Annotated in this window: 11 protein-coding genes and 1 pseudogene; 4 read left to right on the top strand and 8 right to left on the bottom strand. The window is 68.2% G+C overall.

Annotated features, from left to right (window positions below):
* Both G3N64_RS33040 and G3N64_RS33035 read right to left on the bottom strand, forming a co-directional pair.
* A pseudogene (locus G3N64_RS33040) lies at positions 1-233 on the bottom strand (ABC transporter permease); the annotation flags it as partial.
* Complete coding sequence (locus G3N64_RS33035) at positions 230-1,153, bottom strand: ABC transporter substrate-binding protein (protein ID WP_205787914.1); 924 nt, start codon at positions 1,151-1,153, stop codon at positions 230-232. The gene G3N64_RS33035 and the pseudogene G3N64_RS33040, both read right to left, overlap by 4 nt.
* 167 nt (positions 1,154-1,320) lie before the next feature.
* Here G3N64_RS33035 and G3N64_RS33030 point away from each other — a divergent pair, with 167 nt between their 5' ends.
* The gene (locus G3N64_RS33030) at positions 1,321-2,250 is read left to right on the top strand and encodes a 2-hydroxyacid dehydrogenase (RefSeq protein ID WP_205787913.1); all 930 of its coding nucleotides are present in this window, start codon (positions 1,321-1,323) and stop codon (positions 2,248-2,250) included.
* Positions 2,251-2,271: 21 nt separating this feature from the next.
* Here the strand turns inward: G3N64_RS33030 and G3N64_RS33025 are convergent, their stop codons facing one another.
* Positions 2,272-2,640, bottom strand: coding sequence for an NUDIX hydrolase (locus G3N64_RS33025; RefSeq protein ID WP_205787912.1), 369 nt, complete (start codon positions 2,638-2,640; stop codon positions 2,272-2,274).
* A 131-nt stretch (positions 2,641-2,771) separates the two neighbouring features.
* Positions 2,772-4,742, bottom strand: coding sequence for a Xaa-Pro dipeptidyl-peptidase (locus tag G3N64_RS33020; protein ID WP_205787911.1), 1,971 nt, complete (start codon positions 4,740-4,742; stop codon positions 2,772-2,774).
* A 572-nt stretch (positions 4,743-5,314) separates the two neighbouring features.
* Between G3N64_RS33020 and G3N64_RS33015 the strand changes: the two genes are divergently transcribed.
* Entirely contained in the window at positions 5,315-5,542 is a 228-nt protein-coding gene (locus G3N64_RS33015) for a hypothetical protein (RefSeq protein WP_205787910.1), read from the top strand.
* Positions 5,543-5,584: 42 nt separating this feature from the next.
* Here the strand turns inward: G3N64_RS33015 and G3N64_RS33010 are convergent, their stop codons facing one another.
* On the bottom strand, positions 5,585-6,853 hold the full coding sequence (locus G3N64_RS33010) for a lipoprotein-releasing ABC transporter permease subunit (protein ID WP_205787909.1): 1,269 nt from the start codon (positions 6,851-6,853) through the stop codon (positions 5,585-5,587).
* Between the two features lie 286 nt (positions 6,854-7,139).
* On the opposite strand from G3N64_RS33010, the gene G3N64_RS33005 reads away from it, so the two are divergent.
* Positions 7,140-13,142, top strand: a complete 6,003-nt coding sequence (locus tag G3N64_RS33005; protein WP_205787908.1) for an alpha-2-macroglobulin — start codon at positions 7,140-7,142, stop codon at positions 13,140-13,142.
* 54 nt (positions 13,143-13,196) lie between these two features.
* Positions 13,197-15,608: a penicillin-binding protein 1C gene (gene pbpC / locus G3N64_RS33000; RefSeq protein ID WP_205787907.1), complete on the top strand. Its 2,412-nt coding sequence runs from the start codon at positions 13,197-13,199 to the stop codon at positions 15,606-15,608.
* 21 nt (positions 15,609-15,629) lie between these two features.
* On the opposite strand, the gene G3N64_RS32995 is transcribed toward pbpC, so the two are convergent.
* The 3 genes from G3N64_RS32995 to G3N64_RS32985 form a co-directional block, all read right to left on the bottom strand.
* Positions 15,630-17,036 (bottom strand): methyl-accepting chemotaxis protein, encoded by a 1,407-nt coding sequence (locus G3N64_RS32995; RefSeq protein ID WP_205787906.1) that lies wholly within the window; start codon positions 17,034-17,036, stop codon positions 15,630-15,632.
* 223 nt (positions 17,037-17,259) lie between these two features.
* The gene (locus G3N64_RS32990) at positions 17,260-18,330 is read right to left on the bottom strand and encodes a porin (RefSeq protein WP_205787905.1); all 1,071 of its coding nucleotides are present in this window, start codon (positions 18,328-18,330) and stop codon (positions 17,260-17,262) included.
* Positions 18,331-18,513: 183 nt separating this feature from the next.
* The coding region (locus G3N64_RS32985) for an AMP-binding protein (RefSeq protein ID WP_205787904.1) at positions 18,514-19,484 on the bottom strand (971 nt) is incomplete at its 5' end.

Genomic DNA, 19,484 nt, shown 5'->3' with positions numbered 1-19,484 from the left:
CGGCTCGCCGTCATCGCCCACAGCGCGCCGACGATCCACAGCGCGGCGAGCACGGCGCCCTGCAGCGCCGGCAGCGCGGCGAACACCGACAGGTCGGTGCCGGCCGCGATGCGGTTCGGCCGCAGCACCGCGAACGGCAGGCCGAGCACGGCGACGATCGTCAGGATACCGATCAGGATGCCGACCTTGTCCGCCGCGATGCGCCGCACGGACGCTGCCGCGCGTCCCGTCATTTAACGAAGCCCTTCGCTTTCAGGTAGCTTTTCGCGACGCCGGCGGCCGGTTCGCCGTTGATCTGGATGCGCGCGTTCAGCGTCTGCAGCGTCTTCAGGTCGAGGCTCGCGAACACGGGCTTCAGGTAGTCGGCGATTTGCGGATGCGCCTTCAGCACGGCTTCGCGGATCACCGGCGCGGGGGCGTAGACGGGCTGCACGTGCTTGTCGTCGTCGAGCACCGCGAGGCCGCTCGACGAGATCCCGCCGTCGGTGCCGTAGACCATCGCGGCATTCACGCCGTCGGTCTGGTTCGCGGCGGCCTTGATCGTCGCGGCCGTGTCGCCGCCGGACAGCACGACGAGCTGGCCGGGCTTCAGCTTGAACCCGTACGCCTTCTCGAACGACGGCAGCGCGGACGCGCTGTTCACGAATTCGGCCGACGCCGCGAGCTTCACCTTGCCGCCGCCCGTGACCCACTTGCCGAAATCGGAGAAGGTCTTCAGGTGCTGCGATTGCGCGACGGGCGCGAGCACGGCGACGCCCCACGTGTTGTTCGCGGGCGCCGGGGCAAGCCACACGAGATGGTTCGCCGCGTAGTCGAGTTGTTTCGCGGTGTCGTAGCCCTGGCCCGCGTTCTTCCACAGCGGATCGTCGGCCTTGTTGAAGAAGAACGCGGCGTTGCCCGTGTATTCGGGGTAGATGTCGATCTCGCCGCTCGTGAGCGCCTTGCGCACGATCGGCGTGGTGCCGAGCGCGATCTTTTCGGTGACGGGGATGCCGTGCGCCTTCAGCACCTGCGCGATCAGGTTGCCGAGCAGGTTGCCTTCGGTGTCGATCTTCGACGACACCACGACGGGCGTGTCGGCACGTGCGTCGGGCGCGACGAGGGTAGCGGCGAGCGCGAGGCCCAGGATCCGGGCGGGCAGGGCGAGCTTCATACGGGCCATTCTCCAGGACGGGGGCGTACGCCGAAAGTTACTTGACTGAGCCGGCTTTGGCAAACCGCATGCGGCGGCCTGCCCACAGCCCGTGTGGGGATAACCCGCATCCGTCGCGCGGGCTTGCTACACTGAAATCCGTTCCCGCCTTGCCGACACTTCCTGACATGAAGCCTGAGCTGCTGGTTCTGATCGCATTGCGCGGCGACGCGCATCGCGAGATCGCCGCGTCGTTCGACGTGCGCCATGCCCCGACACCCGAAGCACGCGAACGCGCGATTGACGAACACGGCGGCACGATACGCGCGGTGCTGACCAACGGCAGCACGGGGCTCACCGCCGCCGAGATCGATCGTCTTCCGCAACTCACGTTCGTCAGCGCGCTCGGCGCCGGCTACGAGCACATCGACGTTGCACATGCCAAGGCGCGCGGCATTACCGTGGTCACGGGCGCCGGCACCAACGACGATTGCGTCGCCGATCACGCGTTCGCGCTGCTGCTCGCGGCGGTGCGCAACGTCGTGCAGCTCGACGCGAAAACCCGTGCGGGCGTGTGGCGCGACGGATTGCCGATGCCGCCGAACGTGTCGGGCAAGAAGCTCGGCATCGTCGGGCTCGGCAAGATCGGCGAGAAATGTGCACGCCGCGCGGCCGGCTTCGACATCGAGATCGGTTATCACAACCGGTCGGAGAAGAACGTCCCTTACCGCTATTTCGACCGCGTCGACGCGCTCGCGCAGTGGGCCGATTTCCTGATCGTCGCGACGCCGGGCGGCGCGCTCACGCGGCATCTCATCGATCGCGCGGTGCTCGATGCGCTCGGCCCCGGCGGGTTCGTCGTCAACGTGTCGCGTGGCAGCGTTGTCGATACCGCTGCTTTGGCGGAGGCATTGCGCGATGGGCGCATCGCGGGCGCGGGGCTCGACGTGTACGAAGGCGAACCCGAGCCGCCGCGCGCGCTGACGGATCTCGACAGCGTCGTGCTGACGCCGCACATGGGCGGCTGGTCGCCCGAGGCGCTCGACCGGTCGGTGCGGCAGTTCATCGACAACGCCGAGCGGCACTTTTCAGGGCAGCCGGTGTTGACGCCGGTTTGAGGGGCAGACAGCGGGCGTGAATCAGGCCGCCTGCTTGCAGAACGCCCAATAGAACGCCGGCAGGTTGGCCGGCTTGTCCGCATCGAGGTCGATCCAGCGGAACGGGTTGTGCTCGTCGCTCAGGACGATGTCATGACGATCGACCTGGCACTGGAAGCACACGATGAGCACGCGCTTGCCCGGCACGACCTCGCACGAACGGCTCGCCACGTAGCGGATCGCCGATGCGACGATCCCGCACTCCTCCTGCACTTCGCGCATGACGGTTTCTTCGAGCGATTCGCCCGCTTCGGGCCAGCCGCCCGGCAACTCCCATTCGTCGCGCGGATTGCGCAGGAACAGGATCGAGCGGCCGTCGCGGACGATGGCTTTGGCGCTGATGGGGATCATGTGGGTTCACCGTTGGCATTCGACGTTCGCAGCCTATCGCAGGTGTTCCCTTCGTGCAGCGATCCCCCGCCGGCGCCGACCGGCGCGTAGGCGGGGGAGGCTGTGTCGTTACGCCGGAAGCCGGCGTGCGACTACGCGCCTGTGGACGACGAAGCCAGCGGCACCGTCACCGACGTACCCGCCGGGTCAAGCGTCAGCCCGGTGCCCGGCGTCGGCCGCAGCGTTGCCTCGTTGTCGCTGGACAGCACGACGAGCCCCAGCCGGTGGCCGGCTTCCAGCTTGTAGTCACGCGGCATGAACGTCAGCTTCAGGTCGTACGGCATCCCGGGCAGCACGGGCTCCGAGCGCCACTCGGACCACCGGTTGCGCGGGTCGGTCCACGCACGCGTGACGATCGTGGCCGTACCGTCCGGCGCGCGATCGACCAGCAGGGCCGTCACGTTGGCCACCGCCGTGAAGGTCAGCCTGACGCGTGCGGTCGCGGCGCCGGACAGGCGTGTCGCGGCCGTGAGCGGCGCGGTCTCGAAACGGCTGCGGTTCTCGCCGGTCGGTGCATTCGCCAGCGTGAGCGCGGGAATACGCGCATCGTCGGTGAAGCGTGCGAGCGGGCCGCCGCTCGGCAACTGCAGCAGCGTGCCGGTGCCCGCGCCGTCGCCGCCCGCGAAATACGTGACCGGCGTGGCGTGGCGTGCGGCCCAGTCCGTTTCCTTCAGCAGCGTACCGTCGGCCTGCTCGATCACCGCGCGCGGATCGCGTTCGACGCCGTTGTCGTAACCGATCAGATAACGCGTAAACCAGCGGTTCACTTCTGCAGTCCACGCGTCGGCCATCGCCGGCACGCGGGTCGGGTCGGTGTGCTTCAGGCGATGCAGCCACAGCTGCGTCGGCACGCCCTGGCGCCGCATCGCGAGATGCCACGACGTCGACTGGTCGACGCGCACGTTGTCGTCGGTCAGCCCCTGCGCGACGAGCGCCGGCGCGACCGCGAACGCGGTCGGGATGTCGCGCGCGGCCCAGAACGGCGAATAGTTGCCGGTCGTGCGATCTTCCTGCTGCAGCGCTTCGTCGATCAGGTGCGTGCAACGCTCCGGATGCGCGTTCGTCAGCAGCGCCTTGATGTACACGTCGACGTCTTCGCCCTGATAGCCTTCCGGCGCGCGCACGAGCCCGCCCGAGCGGTAGTAGCCGTACATGTTCGACAGCCCGGCCACCGGCACGATCGCGTCGAGCCCGCGTGTGCGCAGGCTCGCGACCATCTTCGGCAGCGTGCCGTCGTACGACACGCCGTACATGCCGACGTGGCCCGTCGACCAGTTCGCGACGACCGTCTTGCCGTTCGCGTCCTTCGCGGCTGCGTCGCGGCCGAGCCAGCGGATCACCGATGCCATCGCGACCGATTCGTCGCGCGTGAGGATCGTCGGGCAGCCGTCCGAGCCGGCGGTGCCGAGCGAATCCGCGTAGACGATCGTGAAGCCGCGCGGAATGAAGTAGCCCTCGATCCACGAGCGCCCGGCGGCGGCCGCTTCGACCTGCTGCTGCAACCGCACCTGCGGCGCGGCGGCCATGATGCGCGCGGACGTCGAGGCGGCCGCGGCGGCCGATGCGTTGGCGGCGGGGTGGGGCGTGCCGTCGAGTTCGACGTCGACGTTGTGGTTGGGGCTGTCGGCGAGCCCTGCGTAGTACGGGCTCGCGAGCACGATGACGGGCGTGCGCGCGCCGTTCGCGGTTTCGCTCGGGCGCACGATGCGCACGTGGATGCGGTCGCGCGTGCCGTCGCCGTCGGAATCGACCGGCGTGTCGACCCACGCATTCTCCTCGATCGTGCCGCCCGACAGCGACGGCTGAACCTGGCCGTTCGCGATCACGGGGCGATAGCGGCCGCCGCCGGCCGGATTGGCGTACGGGACGCCGGACGGCGAAGTGTGTGATGCGAGCGACTGCTTGTCGGCCGCCGATGCGGCAGCCCCCTCCTGTTGGCCCTGCGCGAGCGCGGAGACGCCCGCTACGCTGCCGCCGTCGTCGCCGCCGCACGCGGCGAGCGTCGTGGCTGCAACGAGCGCGGGAAGCCACGCGCGACGCAATCCGGTTCGATGAATGTTCATTGTCGACCTCTTCTTGTGATTGTCCGGAACCGGCCGGCCCGCGATATGCCCCCTGCGGACCGGCCGGGTGCTGCATCGGATGAAACGGAACTGCACCTTCGAAAGCGCCGGGCGCAATGCCCGGGTGTCACGGCCGGCGTCGACGCGCGTCACGCATCGCGCAACCCGGCGGGTGTCGGGGCGACACCATCGCCCCGACCGGAAAATGTCAGCACGACGGCCGATTCATGCCGCACGGTCGACGCGAGGCCGGCGGCACGACATGAATGCAGGAGTGCGAATCAAATGCGGGCATGCCCGATCTTCCTTCAGGTTTCGGATGAAACGGAACGGCACGTTGCGATGAGGCGGGGATGTTGCGAACGGCGGTGCTGCAACGGCAGGAAAGCGCGACGCGAGTCGGCAGGGCTGGCCGGATTGCTTTCCGGAAGCTTGCGCAAACTTATCTCAGTGAAATCTCGGTGTCAAACTTTTTTAGTTTCAGTCAAACAAAGTTTTTGAGTGCGCCCCGCGATCGATATGCGATCGGTCTAAATTTCCGGGAAGTCTGTCCGTAAGCGGTAAAAAACAGATTGAAAGGAGAGAGAGGGCATGACGATTTCAGTCACGGCAGCGCGCGCGGCACGCTCGCGCTGCTGGATACCGACCGTCAGTTGTCGTCGGGCGCGGCGGTCTTCGTCGACGACTTGGGGCAGAAGACGTACGGCAGGCGTGCGGGCCTGATCGACGTCGGCTTCGGGGCCGCGTTCGAGGACATCCCGAACGGCCGCGACAGCGTCGGCTTCCACGAGATCGCATGAGCACGCGCCTCGCCTCGCCCCGCCGCGCGGGCCGCCACGCGCCTATTCGTCGCGCAGCGCTTCGGCCGGCCGCACCCGCGCGGCGCGCCAGCTCGGGTAGAGCGTCGCGACGCACGACATCAGGAACGCGGCCGCGGCGATCTCGATCACGTCGGTCGCCGCGAGCTTCGACGGCAGCGAACTGAGGAAGTACACGGACGGCGTCAGGAAGCGGATGCCGAGCAACTGCTCGATCGCCGGCAGCACCCACGGGATGCTCACCGCGATCGCGCAGCCGAGCGCGACGCCCGCCAGCGTGCCGGCGAGGCCGATCGTCATCCCCTGGATCGCGAAGATCTTCATGACCGACCCGGGCGGCGCGCCGAGCGTGCGCAGGATCGCGATGTCGCCCTGCTTCTGCGTGACGGTCATCACGAGCGACGACACGAGGTTGAACGTGGCGACCGCGACGATCAGCATCAGGATCAGCGACAGCATGCGCTTTTGCAGCCGCTCGGCTTCGAACCACGTGCGGTTCTGCCGCGTCCAGTCGCGGATATAGAGGTCGCCCGACAGCGTGCGCGACAGCGCCAGCGCGATGTCCGGCGCGCGCTGCAGATCGTCGAGGCGCAGCCGGATGCCGGTCGGCGCGCGCACGTTGAACAGTGTCTGCGCGTCGCGGATATGGATATACGCAAGTGCACTGTCGTACTGGTAGTGGCCCGACTCGAACGTGCCGACCACGTTGAACTGCCGGAACTGCGGCAGCGCGTCGCCGATGCGCGCGGTGCTGCCGGGCGCGAAGAACGTGATGCGGTCGCCGATCTTCACGTGCAGCGCGTCGGCCAGCGCCGAGCCGAGCACGATGCTCATCTCGCCCGGCACGAGCGCGTCGAGCCGCCCGGTCTTCAGCTTGCGCGCGATCTCGGACACGCGCGGCTCCAGCACGGGATCGATGCCGCGCAGCGCGACGCCCGTCACGCTGCCCGCGTTCGTCAGCAGCGCCTGCGCGTCGACATAGGGCGCGACGGCGCGCACCGCCGGGTTCTGCAGCGATTCGTGCGCGGTGAGCCGCCAGTCGGGCATCGCGCCCGACGGCGAGAAGATTTCCACGTGCGCGAGCACCGACAGCATCCGGTCGCGCACCTCGGTGCGAAAGCCGTTCATCACCGACAGCACGACGATCAGCGCGGCCACGCCGAGCGCGATGCCGGCCATCGCGGCGCCGGCGATGAACGACACGAAGCCGTCGCCGGCCGAGCGCCGGCCGCCGCGCGCGTAGCGCAGCCCGATCTGCCATTCGAACGGGAGTTTCAAGCGGTTTCCTTTCATTTCGATTCGAATCATGCCGAGCCGCGCATTCTAGCGAACGGGGTACCGCCGTGCGTAGAGGTTGCGCCATTGAAGACCGATATCCGCCCGACCGGCCGGTTATCCAGCAGCGTTGCGCACCGGCACACCGATATTTCCATCGTTTCGGGTCTGATCGATAATGGCGGCCAGCATCCGGTCGAATATTCCAAGTACTACGGCGCAACCGGGCCGCGCCGTCACAGACCCATAACAATTCGGGGAAGGTTGCCGCACCCGGCAGCATGTCCTTGACAAGGAAATAACAATGGATTTGCTGCGCTTCCTGCTGCTCCTGCCGATTCGCGTGGCGGGCTTCGTCTGGTGGCTGCTCGGCTGCGCGCTGCGGCCGCTGGTCGGCGACGTGTCGTGGACGGCGCCCGCGTGGATGGGCATCACCGCCGCGGCCGTGCGCCGCCGCCCGTGGCATGCCGGCGGCATCGTACTGCTCGCGGCCGCGCTCGGCTACGGCGGCTACTGGTTCAAGCATCGCCCGAAGCCGCCCGAGCCTGAAACCGTCGGCTTCACCGTGAAGGCACCGGCGATCACGACCTACGAGGTCGACGACACCGACAAGCCGAAGATCACCGTGCATCCGCTCGAAGTGGTGTTCGCACGATCGGCCGCGCCGATCGAACGGGTCGGCAAGCCGGCCGGCGACGGCATCGAGATGACGCCCGCGCTGAAGGGCGCGTGGGAGTGGGCCGACGACAAGACGCTGCGCTTCACGCCGGCGGCCGACTGGCCGGTTGGCGCGCACGTCGAGGTGCGTTTCGCGGTGCATCGCGTGTTCGCGCCGCAGGTGACGATGCACGACGACCGTTTCGCGTTCGACGTGCCGGCGTTCGCCGCGACAGTCGGCAACAATGAGTTCTACCAGAACCCCGACAATCCGGCGGAGAAGCAGGCGCTGCTGCAGTTGCGCTTCAACTACCCGGTCGATCCGGCCGAGTTCGAGAAGCGCATCGGCCTCGTGCTGGTGGGCCGCGATGTCAAGAATGCGACGCCGCTGCGCTACACCGTCAGCTACGACAAGATGAAGACGAGCGCATGGGTTCGCTCGCAGTCGCTCGAGATCCCGCTTAACTCGATGGCGGCACGGCTCGACGTCGACAAGGGCGTGAAGAGTGCGCGCGGCGGCAACGGTACGCCGGACGTGCTGCACGCATTGGTCGACGTGCCGGGGCTCTACAGCCTGTCGATCGACAACATCGCGCCGACGCTCGTCGACAACGAGCGCTACGAGCCCGAGCAGGTGCTTGTCGCGGCGGCATCCGACGGTGTGCGCAGCGCCGACCTGGCCGTACGCGCGAAGGCGTGGGTGTTGCCGAAGCGCAAGCCGGGCGTCGATCAGTCGGACGACGATCCGCCGTACGAATGGAACGTGGCCGACATCAGCGATGCAGTGCTGAAGCAGTCGAAGCCGCTGCCGCTCGACGTGGTACCGACCGAGAACGACTATGCAACGCTGCAAAGTTTCAAATATCACGCGACGCCGGGCGATCGCATCTTCGTGCGGTTCGCCGAAAACCTGAAATCGGCGGGCGGCTACCTGCTCGCCGAGCCGGTGACGACCGCATTCACGGTGCCCGACTACCCGAAGCTGCTGCGCTTCATGGCCGACGGTTCGCTGCTGTCGATGAGCGGCAGCAAGCGGCTGTCGGTCGTGTCGCGCAACCTGCCGGGGATGAAGGTCGAGATCGGCCGCGTGCTGCCCGACCAGATCCAGCATCTCGTGAGCTTCAACAACGGCACGTTCGCGCGGCCCGAGCTGTCGTATTCGTTCAGCGAGGACCACATCGTCGAGCGCTTCGTGCAGACGCGCGCGTTCCCGGCCGGCGACCCCGGCAAGGCGCATTACGAAGGCATCGATCTCGGCCAGTACCTGAAGGGCGGCAAGCGCGGCGTGTTCCTGCTGCACCTGACGAAATACGACCCGGCCGCCGAGAAGAAGAAAGCCGACGATGCGAAGGACAGCGATGCATCGTCCGATGGCGGCAGCCAGGATCAGTCCGACAACGCCGATTCGGGCGACAGCAGCGGCAACGGCGACGACAGCGACAATGCGCTCGGCGACACGCGCCTGATCGTCGTGACCGATCTCGGGATGCTGGTCAAGAAGGCGCTCGACGGCAGCCAGGACGTGTTCGTCCAGTCGATCCGCAACGGCCGCCCGGTGGCGGGTGCAACCGTGTCGGTGCTCGCGGTGAACGGCCAGGCGCTGTTCACGCAGACGACCGGCGCCGACGGCATCGTGCATTTCCCCGCGTTCAAGGGGCTCGACCGCGAGAAGCGGCCGCAGCTGTATGTCGTGAAGAAGGACACCGACCTGTCGTTCCTGCCGGTGGCCGGCCGCGACCGCCAGCTCGACTTCTCGCGTTTCGACGTGGACGGCGAGCGCAATGCGACGGGCCAGGGGCAACTGTCCGCGTACCTGTTCTCGGATCGCGGCCTGTACCGGCCCGGCGATCCGTTCCACATCGGCCTGATCGTGCGCGCGGCGAGCTGGGCACGCAGCCCGGCCGGCGTGCCGCTGCAGGCGGAGATCGTCGACCCGCGCGGGATCACCGTCGAGCGCAAGCCGGTGACCGTCGATGCGACCGGCTTCACGGAGCTCGGCTACACGACGGCCGAAACGGCGCCGACCGGCACGTGGACGGTCAACCTTTACATCGTCAAGGACGGCCAGCCCGGTGCGGAGCCGATCGGCAGCACGACGGTGCAGGTGAAGGAGTTCCTGCCCGACCGGATGAAGGTCGACGCGAAGCTGTCGCAGCAGGTCGTCGAAGGGTGGGTGAAGCCGAAGGGGCTGAAGGGCGTCGTCGATGCGCAGAACCTGTTCGGCACGCCGGCGGAGAAGCGCCGCGTCGCGGCGACGCTGACGCTGCGCCCGGTGTGGCCGACGTTCCGCAGCTGGCAGGGCTATCACTTCTTCGATGCACGCCGTGCGAAGGAGGGCTATACGACGACGCTGCAGGACGGCACGACCGACGACAAGGGCCATGCCGAGTTCGATCTCGATCTCGACAAGTACGCGGACGCGACCTACCAGCTCTACTTCCAGGCGAAGGCCTATGAAGCGGAAGGCGGGCGCAACGTCGCCGCGAACGCGCAGACGCTCGTGTCGAACAACGACTGGCTCGTCGGCTACAAGTCGGTCGACGATCTCGGCTACGTGAAGCGCGGCAGCCCGCGCACGGTGCGGCTCGTCGCGATCGATCCGAACGCGAAGGCGATCGACGTGAAGGACCTGCGCGCGCAGCTCGTCGAGGAGCGCTACGTGTCGGTGCTGACCAAGCAGGATTCCGGCGCATACAAATACGATTCGCGGCCGAAGGAAGTGCCGGTCGACGAGAAGCCGCTGGCGATTCCGGCGGGCGGGCTCGACTTCACGCTGCGCACCGACAAGCCGGGCAGCTATGCGCTCGTGATCCGCAACGCGGCCGGCGCCGCGGTGAACCGGATCGAGTATTCGGTCACGGGCGACGCGAACGTTACGCGCTCGCTCGACCGCAACGCGGAGCTGCAGGTGAGCCTCGCGAAGCACGACTTCAAGCCGGGCGAGCAGGTCGAGATCGCGATCCGCGCGCCTTATGCGGGCAGCGGCCTGATCACGATCGAGCGCGACAAGGTGTATGCGCACGCGTGGTTCCATGCGGACACGACGAGCTCGATCCAGCACATCACGGTGCCGGCCGGCTTCGAGGGCAACGGCTACATCAACGTGCAATACATCCGCGATCCGTCGTCCGATGAAATCTTCATGAGCCCGCTGAGCTACGGCGTCGTGCCGTTCTCGGTGAACCTCGATGCGCGCCGCAACGCGGTGTCGGTCGATGCACCGGCGCTCGTGAAGCCCGGCGACACGGTGAATTTCACCGTGCATTCGGCGAAGCCTTCGAAGGTCGTGGTGTTCGCGGTCGACGAGGGCATCCTGCAGGTCGCGCGCTACAAGCTCGGCGATCCGCTGAAGTTCTTCTTCCGCAAGCGGATGCTCGAAGTCGGCACGTCGCAGATCCTCGACCTGATCCTGCCGGACTTCGAGAAGCTGATGGCGATGGCCGCGCCCGGCGGCGACGCCGACGACGCGATCGGCCGGCAACTCAACCCGTTCAAGCGCAAGCGCGAAAAGCCGGTCGTCTACTGGTCGGGGATCGTCGACGTGAACGGCGACACGCGCCTGAGCTACACCGTGCCCGACTACTTCAACGGCAAGCTGCGCGTGATGGCCGTGTCGGTGTCGCCGGACCTGGTTGGCACGTTAGAAGGCGCGACGACCGTACGCGGCGATTTCGTGCTGTCGCCGAACGTGCCGACGACGCTCGCGCCGGGTGACGAGGCCGACGTCAGCGTCGGCGTCGCGAACAACCTGACGGGCGTCGGCAACCAGCCGGTGCCGGTCGCGGTCACGCTGAAGACGGGGCCGCAACTGCAGGTGATCGGGCCGGCCACGCAGAACGTCGCGCTCGCGCCGCAGCACGAGGGCGTCGCGATGTTCCGCGTGAAGGCAACCGATACGCTCGGCTCGGGCGCGCTGTCGTTCGGCGCGCGCTACGGCGCGAAGGGCGCGCAGCAGCGCGTCGACGTGTCGGTGCGGCCGGCCGCCGCGTTCCGCACGCAGCTCGACATCGCGCGGCTCGATCCGGGCAAGAAGGCGAGCGTGCCGAACCTGCGGTCGATGTACGACGCGTTTGCCTCGCGTGACGCGAGCCTCTCGACCGCGCCGCTCGTGCTGTCGGAAGGGCTGTCGTCGTATCTCGTCAACTTCGAGCACACCTGCAGCGAGCAGATGGTGAGCGCGGCCGTGCCGCGCGTGTTCGCGGCGAAGTGGCTGTCGGTGCGCGCGCTGACGAGCGCGATGCATGCGGCCGACGCGGGTGCCGACGCGACGAACGCGGCTGCGGTTTCGCAGTTCCTCAGTGTGCTGCGCAGCCGGCAGAACGCGCAGGGCGGGTTCGGCCTGTGGAGCGCGACGCCCGATGCCGATCCGTTCGTGTCCGCGTACGCGATGCACGTGCTGCTCGACGCGCGCGAGCGCGGCGTCGCGGTGCCGAAGGACATGCTCGATGCGGGCAACCAGTACCTGCAGAAGCTCGCGGCGAACGATTCGCTCGGCTCGCTCGACCTGCTGCGGCAGCGTGCATACGCGGTGTATCTGCTGACGCGGCAGGGCAACGTGACGACCAACAGCCTCGCGGCCGTGCAGAAGCGGCTGCAGGATGCGTATCCGAACGACTGGAAGAACGATCTTGCTGCCGGGTGGCTCGCCGCGTCGTACCAGCTGCTGAAGCAGGACAAGGAGGCCGCGGCGCTGATCGCGGGCCCGCAGGCGCTGCTCGAGCGCAAGCATGCGTCCGACGGCGGTTACGTGACGGGCTATTACCTCGATCCGCTGACGCGCGACGCGAGCGTGCTGTATCTGATCGCGAAGCACTTCCCGGAGCGCGTGCGCAAGCTGTCGCCGCGCGCGATGGACAACCTCGCCGCGCCGCTCGTCGACAACCGCTACAACACGTTGTCGTCGGCGATGACGATCCTCGCGCTCGATGCGTATGCGGCGTCGAGCGCGGGCCAGCTCGACCAGCTCGCGATCGACGAGGTGCGCGCGGGCGCCGCGCCGAAGGACGTATCGTCGATCCAGGCGAACCTCGTGCGCTCCGGCACGTGGGCGGCCGGTGCGTCGCGCGTCGATTTCGTGAACGGCAGCACGCTGCCCGCATGGTGGGTCGCGAGCCAGTCGGGCTACGATCGCGGCACGTCGACGAAGGCGATCAAGAACGGGCTGGAGATCGTGCGCGACTACACCGATACGGACGGCAAGCCGCTCGACAAGATCACGCTCGGCCAGGAGATCGACGTGCACGTGAAGATCCGCGCGACGGGCGCGGCGAACGTCGGCAACGTCGCGATCGTCGACCTGTTGCCGGGCGGCTTCGATCCGGTGATCGCGCCGCCGCCCGTCGCCGACACGCAGGACGGCGACAGCAACGGCGATGGCGGTGCGCCGGCGCCGGTGGCCGATGCACCGTGGCATTCGCCGATCGGCGTGAAGGGTTCCACGTGGCAGCCGCAGTTCGCGGATGTGCGCGAAGATCGAGTAGTGATCTACGGTACCGCGACGACCGACGTGCGCGAATTCGTCTACCGGATCAAGGCGAGCAACGCGGGCCGCTTCGTCGCGCCGCCGGCATACGGCGAGTCGATGTACGACCGCCGCGTGCAGGCCCAGGCGCCTGGCGGCACGATGCTGACGGTGGAGCGCGTGCGATGACGATGCGGCTGCCACGGCGTTGCCGGCCGCGCCGGGTGCGAGGAGCGCCCGCGCGTGGCTGACGCTTCGGCGCTCCGGCGCGCGCTGCACGGCGCCGGCCGCTGGCTGCATCGCTGGCAGAACTGGATCGCCGGCGTGCTGCTCGTGTTCGGTGCGCTGGCCGTGTGCCGGTTGTGGCCGCATCCGCCGCTGCGTAACTGGAAGCCGTCGTCGGTCGCGGTGGTCGACGCACAGGGCCGCCTGCTGCGGCTCACGCTCGCGAAGGACGACCGTTACCGGCTGTGGGTGCCGCTCGACCGGATGTCGCCGCAGCTCGTCGAAGCCGTGATGCTGCACGAGGACCGCTGGTTCCGGTGGCATCCCGGCTTCAACCCGTACGGGCTCGCGCGCGGCGCGTGGATCACGTACGTGCGCGGCGGCAATCCGCAGGGCGGCTCGACGCTGACGATGCAGCTCGCGCGCTCGCTGTGGCGGCTGAACACGCGCACGCCGGCCGGCAAGCTCGAGCAGGTTGCGCGCGCGGTGCAGCTCGAACTCTTCTATTCGAAACGGCAGATCCTCGAAGCGTATCTGAACGATGCGCCTTACGGCCGCAACGTCGAAGGCGCGGGCACCGCGAGCGTCGTCTATTTCGACCGGATGCCCGATGCGCTGACGCTGCCCGAGGCGCTCGCGCTCGCGGTGATTCCGCAGGACCCGGCGCGGCGTGTGCGCGGCGGGCAGGATGAAATCAACCGCGCGCTGGCCTCGTCGCGCAACCGGCTGTATGCGCGCTGGCTGACGAAGCATCCGGGCGATGCATCGCTCGAGCCGCTGTTTGCGTTGCCGCTCGCGATGCGGCCGCTGTCCGCGCTGCCGTTCGATGCGCCGCACGCGGTCGACCAGGCGCTCGCCGCACGCAGCGCGTGGCGCACGACCTCGGGCGGCGCGGCCGACGACCGCGACGCCGGCGCGCGGCTCGTGACGACGCTCGATCTCGACCTGCAACGCACGCTCGAACGGCAGATCGCGCGCTATGTCGCGCGCAACGACACGCGCGGCGTGCGCAACGCGGCGGCGATCCTCGTCGATACGCGCGACATGGGCGTGAAGGCGCTCGTCGGCTCCGCGAACTTCTTCGATCGCACGATCGACGGGCAGGTGAACGGCACGCTCGCGCGGCGCTCGCCGGGTTCGACGCTCAAGCCGTTCATCTATGCGCTCGGCTTCGACCAGGGCGTGCTGCATCCGCAGACCGTGCTGCGCGACGTGCCGACCGCATTCGGCCCGTATGCGCCGGAGAATTTCGACGGCCATTTTCTCGGGCCGATCACCGCGACCGATGCGCTGAACCGCAGCCGCAATGTGCCGGCCGTGTGGGTCGCGTCGCAGCTCGAGTCGCCCGATCTGTACCGGTTCCTGCAGGAAGCCGGCGTGCGCCGGCTCGCGAGCGCGCAGCACTACGGGCTCGCGCTCGTGCTCGGCGGCGGCGAAGTGACGATGCAGGATCTCGCGGCGCTCTACGCGATGCTCGCGAATCGCGGCGAGTTACGGCCGCTGCGGCTGCGCGCGGACGAACCGGCGCTGCCGGGCCGGCGCCTGCTCAGCGCCGAAGCGAGCTACATGACGATGGACATGCTGCGTCAGCACTTGCGCCCCGACGAAACGAGCGGCGCGCAGCCGTCGAGCGTGCCCGTCTACTGGAAGACCGGCACGTCATGGTCGTTTCGCGATGCGTGGACGGCCGGCGTGTTCGGCCCGTACGTGCTGGTCGTGTGGGTCGGCAATTTCGACAACTCGACCAATACGGCGTTCGTCGGCGTCGACGCGGCCGCGCCGCTGTTCTTCCAGGTCGTCGACGCGCTGAATGCCGAGCGCACGCTCGTCGAGCCGCCGCGCGCGGTGCCGCCGAAGCTGAAGCGCGTGCGGATCTGCCTCGCGAGCGGCGACTTGCCGAACGAGTGGTGCCCGCAGCAGGGCTGGACCTGGTTCATTCCGGGCACGTCGCCGATTCGCGTGAGCACCGTGCACCGGCCGGTCGTGATCGACGATGCGACGGGGAAGGCCGCGTGTCCGCCGTACGACGGCAAGCGCACGCATACGGAGACCTTCGAGTTCTGGCCATCGGATCTGCAGCAGGTCTTCGCGCAGGCCGGCATTCCGCGCCGGCGGCCGCCGCAGAACGCGGACTGCCGCGACGCGGGGCAGGTCGAGGGCGATCCGCCGCGCATCACGTCGCCGCTGCGCGGCAGTACGTATGCGATGCGCGTGAAGCGCACCGAGGAGACGCGCATCGCGTTCAACGCGACGGCCGATGCGAGCGCGCATGCGCTGTACTGGTTCGTCAACGATGCGTTTGTCGGCCGCAGTGCGCCGGGCGATGCACTGTTCTGGCAGCCGCGAACGGCCGGCAGCTATACGGTCAGGGTGGTCGACGATCACGGGCGCAGCGATCAGCGTCCGCTGGCGGTGGGGCTGGAGCAGTAGGGACGGCGCGAGCGCGCCGGTTCAGACGCTGTAGCCGATCCGCAGGACTCCCCACGGCCGTCCGCCGACGACGATCGGCGCGGAAACATCCTTCATCAGCGCGAAGTGGCCGTTGCCCATATCGCGCCGATAGGTCTGCAACAGGAACGGCTTGGTGTGCGACACGGACGTGCGCGCCGTCCGGTCGGTGTAGACCCGGCGGTTCCGGCAGTTCGCCGCGTTCCAGGCGGCGTCCGCGCGCTGCGGCAGCGAGAATTTCCGGTTGTGGGTCGGCAGGTAGCACTGCCTGTCGAAGCTGGCGCAATAGACGATGCGCTCGTCGATGTCGAGCACGGGCTCCTGGATGGCCGGCAGCACGCGATCGGTGAAGGCCGTGAAGCGCGTCATGAACTGCTGCGGGTCGGTGCCGGGAATCGGTTCGTAGTGCGTGTCGAAGAGCGCGTCGAGCGCGATGTCGCCGCGGCTGACCGCGGCCTCGAAGAGCTTGCTGATCGCGGCGGCCGTGTTCCGCGCGGTGTCGATCAGGCGCGTGTCGGGCGACTCGATGCCGGTCGCGGCCGTGAGTTCGATGAGTGTCTCGGAGACGGAGAGCAGATTGCCGAGCCGGTCCTTGGCCTGCGAGAAGTTGTCGCTCGAGTTCTCGACGCCGGACGCCATCTCGCCCACCTGTTCGTCGAGGCGGTGGCACTGCGTCTCGATCTCGTCCGTCAGCGATGCGATCTGTTCGGCCTCGCCGGCAAGCGCGGTGATCGCGTTCCCGGTCGCGTGCACGACTTCACCGATCGTGCGCGTGCCCTCGCGTACGCGGTGCGCGCGGGCGGCGTTGTCGGTTCCGTCCGCGATCAGGTGTTCGGTCTGCTCGGCGAGGCGCGCAAGGGTCGTTTCGATCTGGGCCGTCGCCTGCCCGGTCTTGGCGGACAGGTTCTTGACCTCGGCGGCGACGACGGCGAAGCTGCGGCCCGACTCGCCGGCGCGCGCGGCCTCGATCGCGGCGTTCAGCGCGAGCAGGTGGGTCTGGCGGGCGATGACGGAGATCTCCTCGGACACGGCCCGCACATGATCGAGCGCGTCGCGCAGCGCACCCATCTGGCTGCCGATCGCGGTGACGCCCTCGACGAGGACGTGAATGTCCGCGAGCGATGCCTCGATCGTCTGCTGCGACTGCAGGACCGCGCTCGACGCGTTGGCGCTGACGTCGCGCACCTGCTGCGCGGCCTCGGCGATCCGGTGGTTGCCGCGCAGCGTGAGGGCGGCCGATTCGCGCAGCGTGTGGCAGACCTCTGCCTGCCTGGCGACGCGGGCGGCGACCTCCTCGACGTGCCCGGACACGTCGCAGATCTCGATGCCGAGCCTGCCGGCCTGCTCGGCGATGTCGCCGACGAGCGCGCGGGATGAACGGCGGCCGCGTCCGATTCCGAAGAAGTTCACGTTGCTGGGTCTCCTTGAGGGCGTGCTCGCCCGGTTCCTGGCGGATATCGGGCGCGCGCTCCTGACTTGACGGCAGCACGGCCGCGGACTTGAGGTCGGGTAAACATCGAGGCGCGGATGGCCCGAGCGACGCCGGGCGTGGCACGTCGTTCCCCGTGATCGCGGCGGCCGTGTTGCAGTGCGGGGACGGACGTGTACCGGCCGCCCGTCCGCATGCGTCTCGTCAGAATACGTGGTGGATGCCGGCATTGACACCGACCGTCGTGCCCGGCAATCCGAACAGCGCACCGCCCGTGATGCCGAGGCCCGTGTTCATCGCGCCGTGGTTGTTGACGACGCCGACCTGCGCGTACAGGCCGGTTCGCTTCGACAGGCTGTAATCGGCGCCGATCGCGGCAAGCAGCGAATGATTGTGCGAATCGTTGCGGTCGGTCGTGTACCACGCGCCGGTGTTCAGGTCGAGGGCCGGCGTGACGCGATAGTCGAGACCGGCGCTGTACACGTTGTTGCTGAACGAGCCGGCGACCTTGTAGCTCGTGAACGACGCCTTGCCGGTCACGGGCCCGAACGTGTACGCGGTACCGATCGTGCGGCCGACGAACGCGACCGTGCTCGGGACCGGCGTCGGCGACGTGCCGCCGTTGCCGTCGTAGAGCGCCGCGTTGAGCATGAATGCGCCGTTCGTATAGGTGAGGCTGCCGGAATACTGGCGTCCCGCCTGGAAATCCCCGGCCTTGCCGCCGAATCCAAACATCGCGCTGCCCGTCAGCCCGGCGATCGTCGGGCTCGTGTACGAAATCGCGTTCGGGTTGAAGAGGCCGGTGACGAGCACGTTGTCGACGTACGGGATCAGCGCGGCGCCGAAGTGCGAGATATTGCGGGGATCCGATCCGAGCACCGCGAGCACGAACGGCGAGAACTGCAGGCCGACCTTCGTCTCGCCGAATCCGCCGTCGATTCCGACCCACGCCTGGCGGCCGAAGAAGTTGCCGTTCGAATGGCCGAACGCGCCGTCCGTGATGTTGAAGCCGCTTTCCAGCTTGAATCGCGCATGCAGCCCGCCACCGAGATCCTCGCTACCCGTCATGCCGAAGTTGGTCGGCGTCATGCCGGTGTCGGTCAGCGCGAACTGGCGTCCGGCGTTGCCGCCGGTTGCCGGGTCGAGCGATCGGCTCGTGTAAAGCAATGCCGCGTCGAGGTCGCCGTACAGCGTGATGCTGCTCTGGGCGAAGCTGCTCGTGCTTGCCGCTGCGCCGAGCAGTGCCGCGCACATCATCCGTGTCCTTCCTTTCATCGCCTGTCTCCGTTTTGTTGAGTGTTGTAATACGTATAACTAATTAAAGCTGAGGCGGCGGACTCGAGGTGAGCCGCCGGCATGCCGTGCTGTCGGGGAACGCACGGCGATGCGTGTCGCGGGCCGGATACGGCCGCGCGCCGGTGCCGCGGCGAAGCGGAGCGCCCGCCGTGGCGGGCGGTGTCACATCGAGCGGTTCAACTGCTCGAGGATGGCCGGGTTCTCGAGCGTGGACGTATCCTGCGTGATCGCCTCGCCCTTCGCGAGCGAGCGCAGCAGGCGCCGCATGATCTTGCCCGAGCGCGTCTTCGGCAGGTTGTCGCCGAAGCGGATGTCCTTCGGCTTCGCAATCGGCCCGATCTGCTTGCCGACCCAGTCGCGCAACGTCTTCGCAAGCGCCGCGGCTTCCTCGCCTTCCGGACGCGAACGTTTCAGCACCACGAACGCAACCACTGCCTCACCCGTCGTGTCGTCAGGACGCCCGACCACGGCCGCTTCCGCGACGAGCTCGTGCGACACCAGCGCCGATTCGATCTCCATCGTGCCGAGCCGGTGGCCCGACACGTTCAGCACGTCGTCGATCCGGCCCATGATCGTGAAGTAGCCGGTCTCCTTGTCGCGTACCGTACCGTCGCCGGCCAGATAGAGCGTGCCGCCGAGTTCTTCCGGGTAATAACTCTTCTTGAAACGCTCCGGGTCGCCCCAGATCGTGCGGATCATCGCGGGCCACGGGCGCTTGACGACGAGGATGCCGCCTTGCCCGTTCGGCACGTCCTGGCCCGTCTCGTCGACCACCGCGGCCATGATGCCCGGCAGCGGCAACGTGCACGAACCGGGCACGGTGGGCGTCGCGCCCGGCAGCGGCGTGATCATGTGGCCGCCGGTTTCCGTCTGCCACCACGTGTCGACGATCGGGCAGCGCGCCTGGCCGACGTGCTTGTGGTACCACATCCACGCTTCCGGATTGATCGGCTCGCCGACCGTGCCGATGATGCGCAGGCTCGACAGGTCGTAGCTCTTCGGATGGACCTTGTCGTCGGCTTCGGCCGCCTTGATCAGCGAGCGGATCGCGGTCGGCGCGGTGTAGAACACGGTGACCTTGTGGTCGCCGATCATCTTCCAGAAGCGGCCGGCGTCCGGGTAGGTCGGCACGC

Source organism: Burkholderia sp. Ac-20344 (genome assembly GCF_017104975.1).
GTDB lineage: Bacteria > Pseudomonadota > Gammaproteobacteria > Burkholderiales > Burkholderiaceae > Burkholderia.
This window is presented reverse-complemented; position numbering and strand designations above follow the sequence as displayed.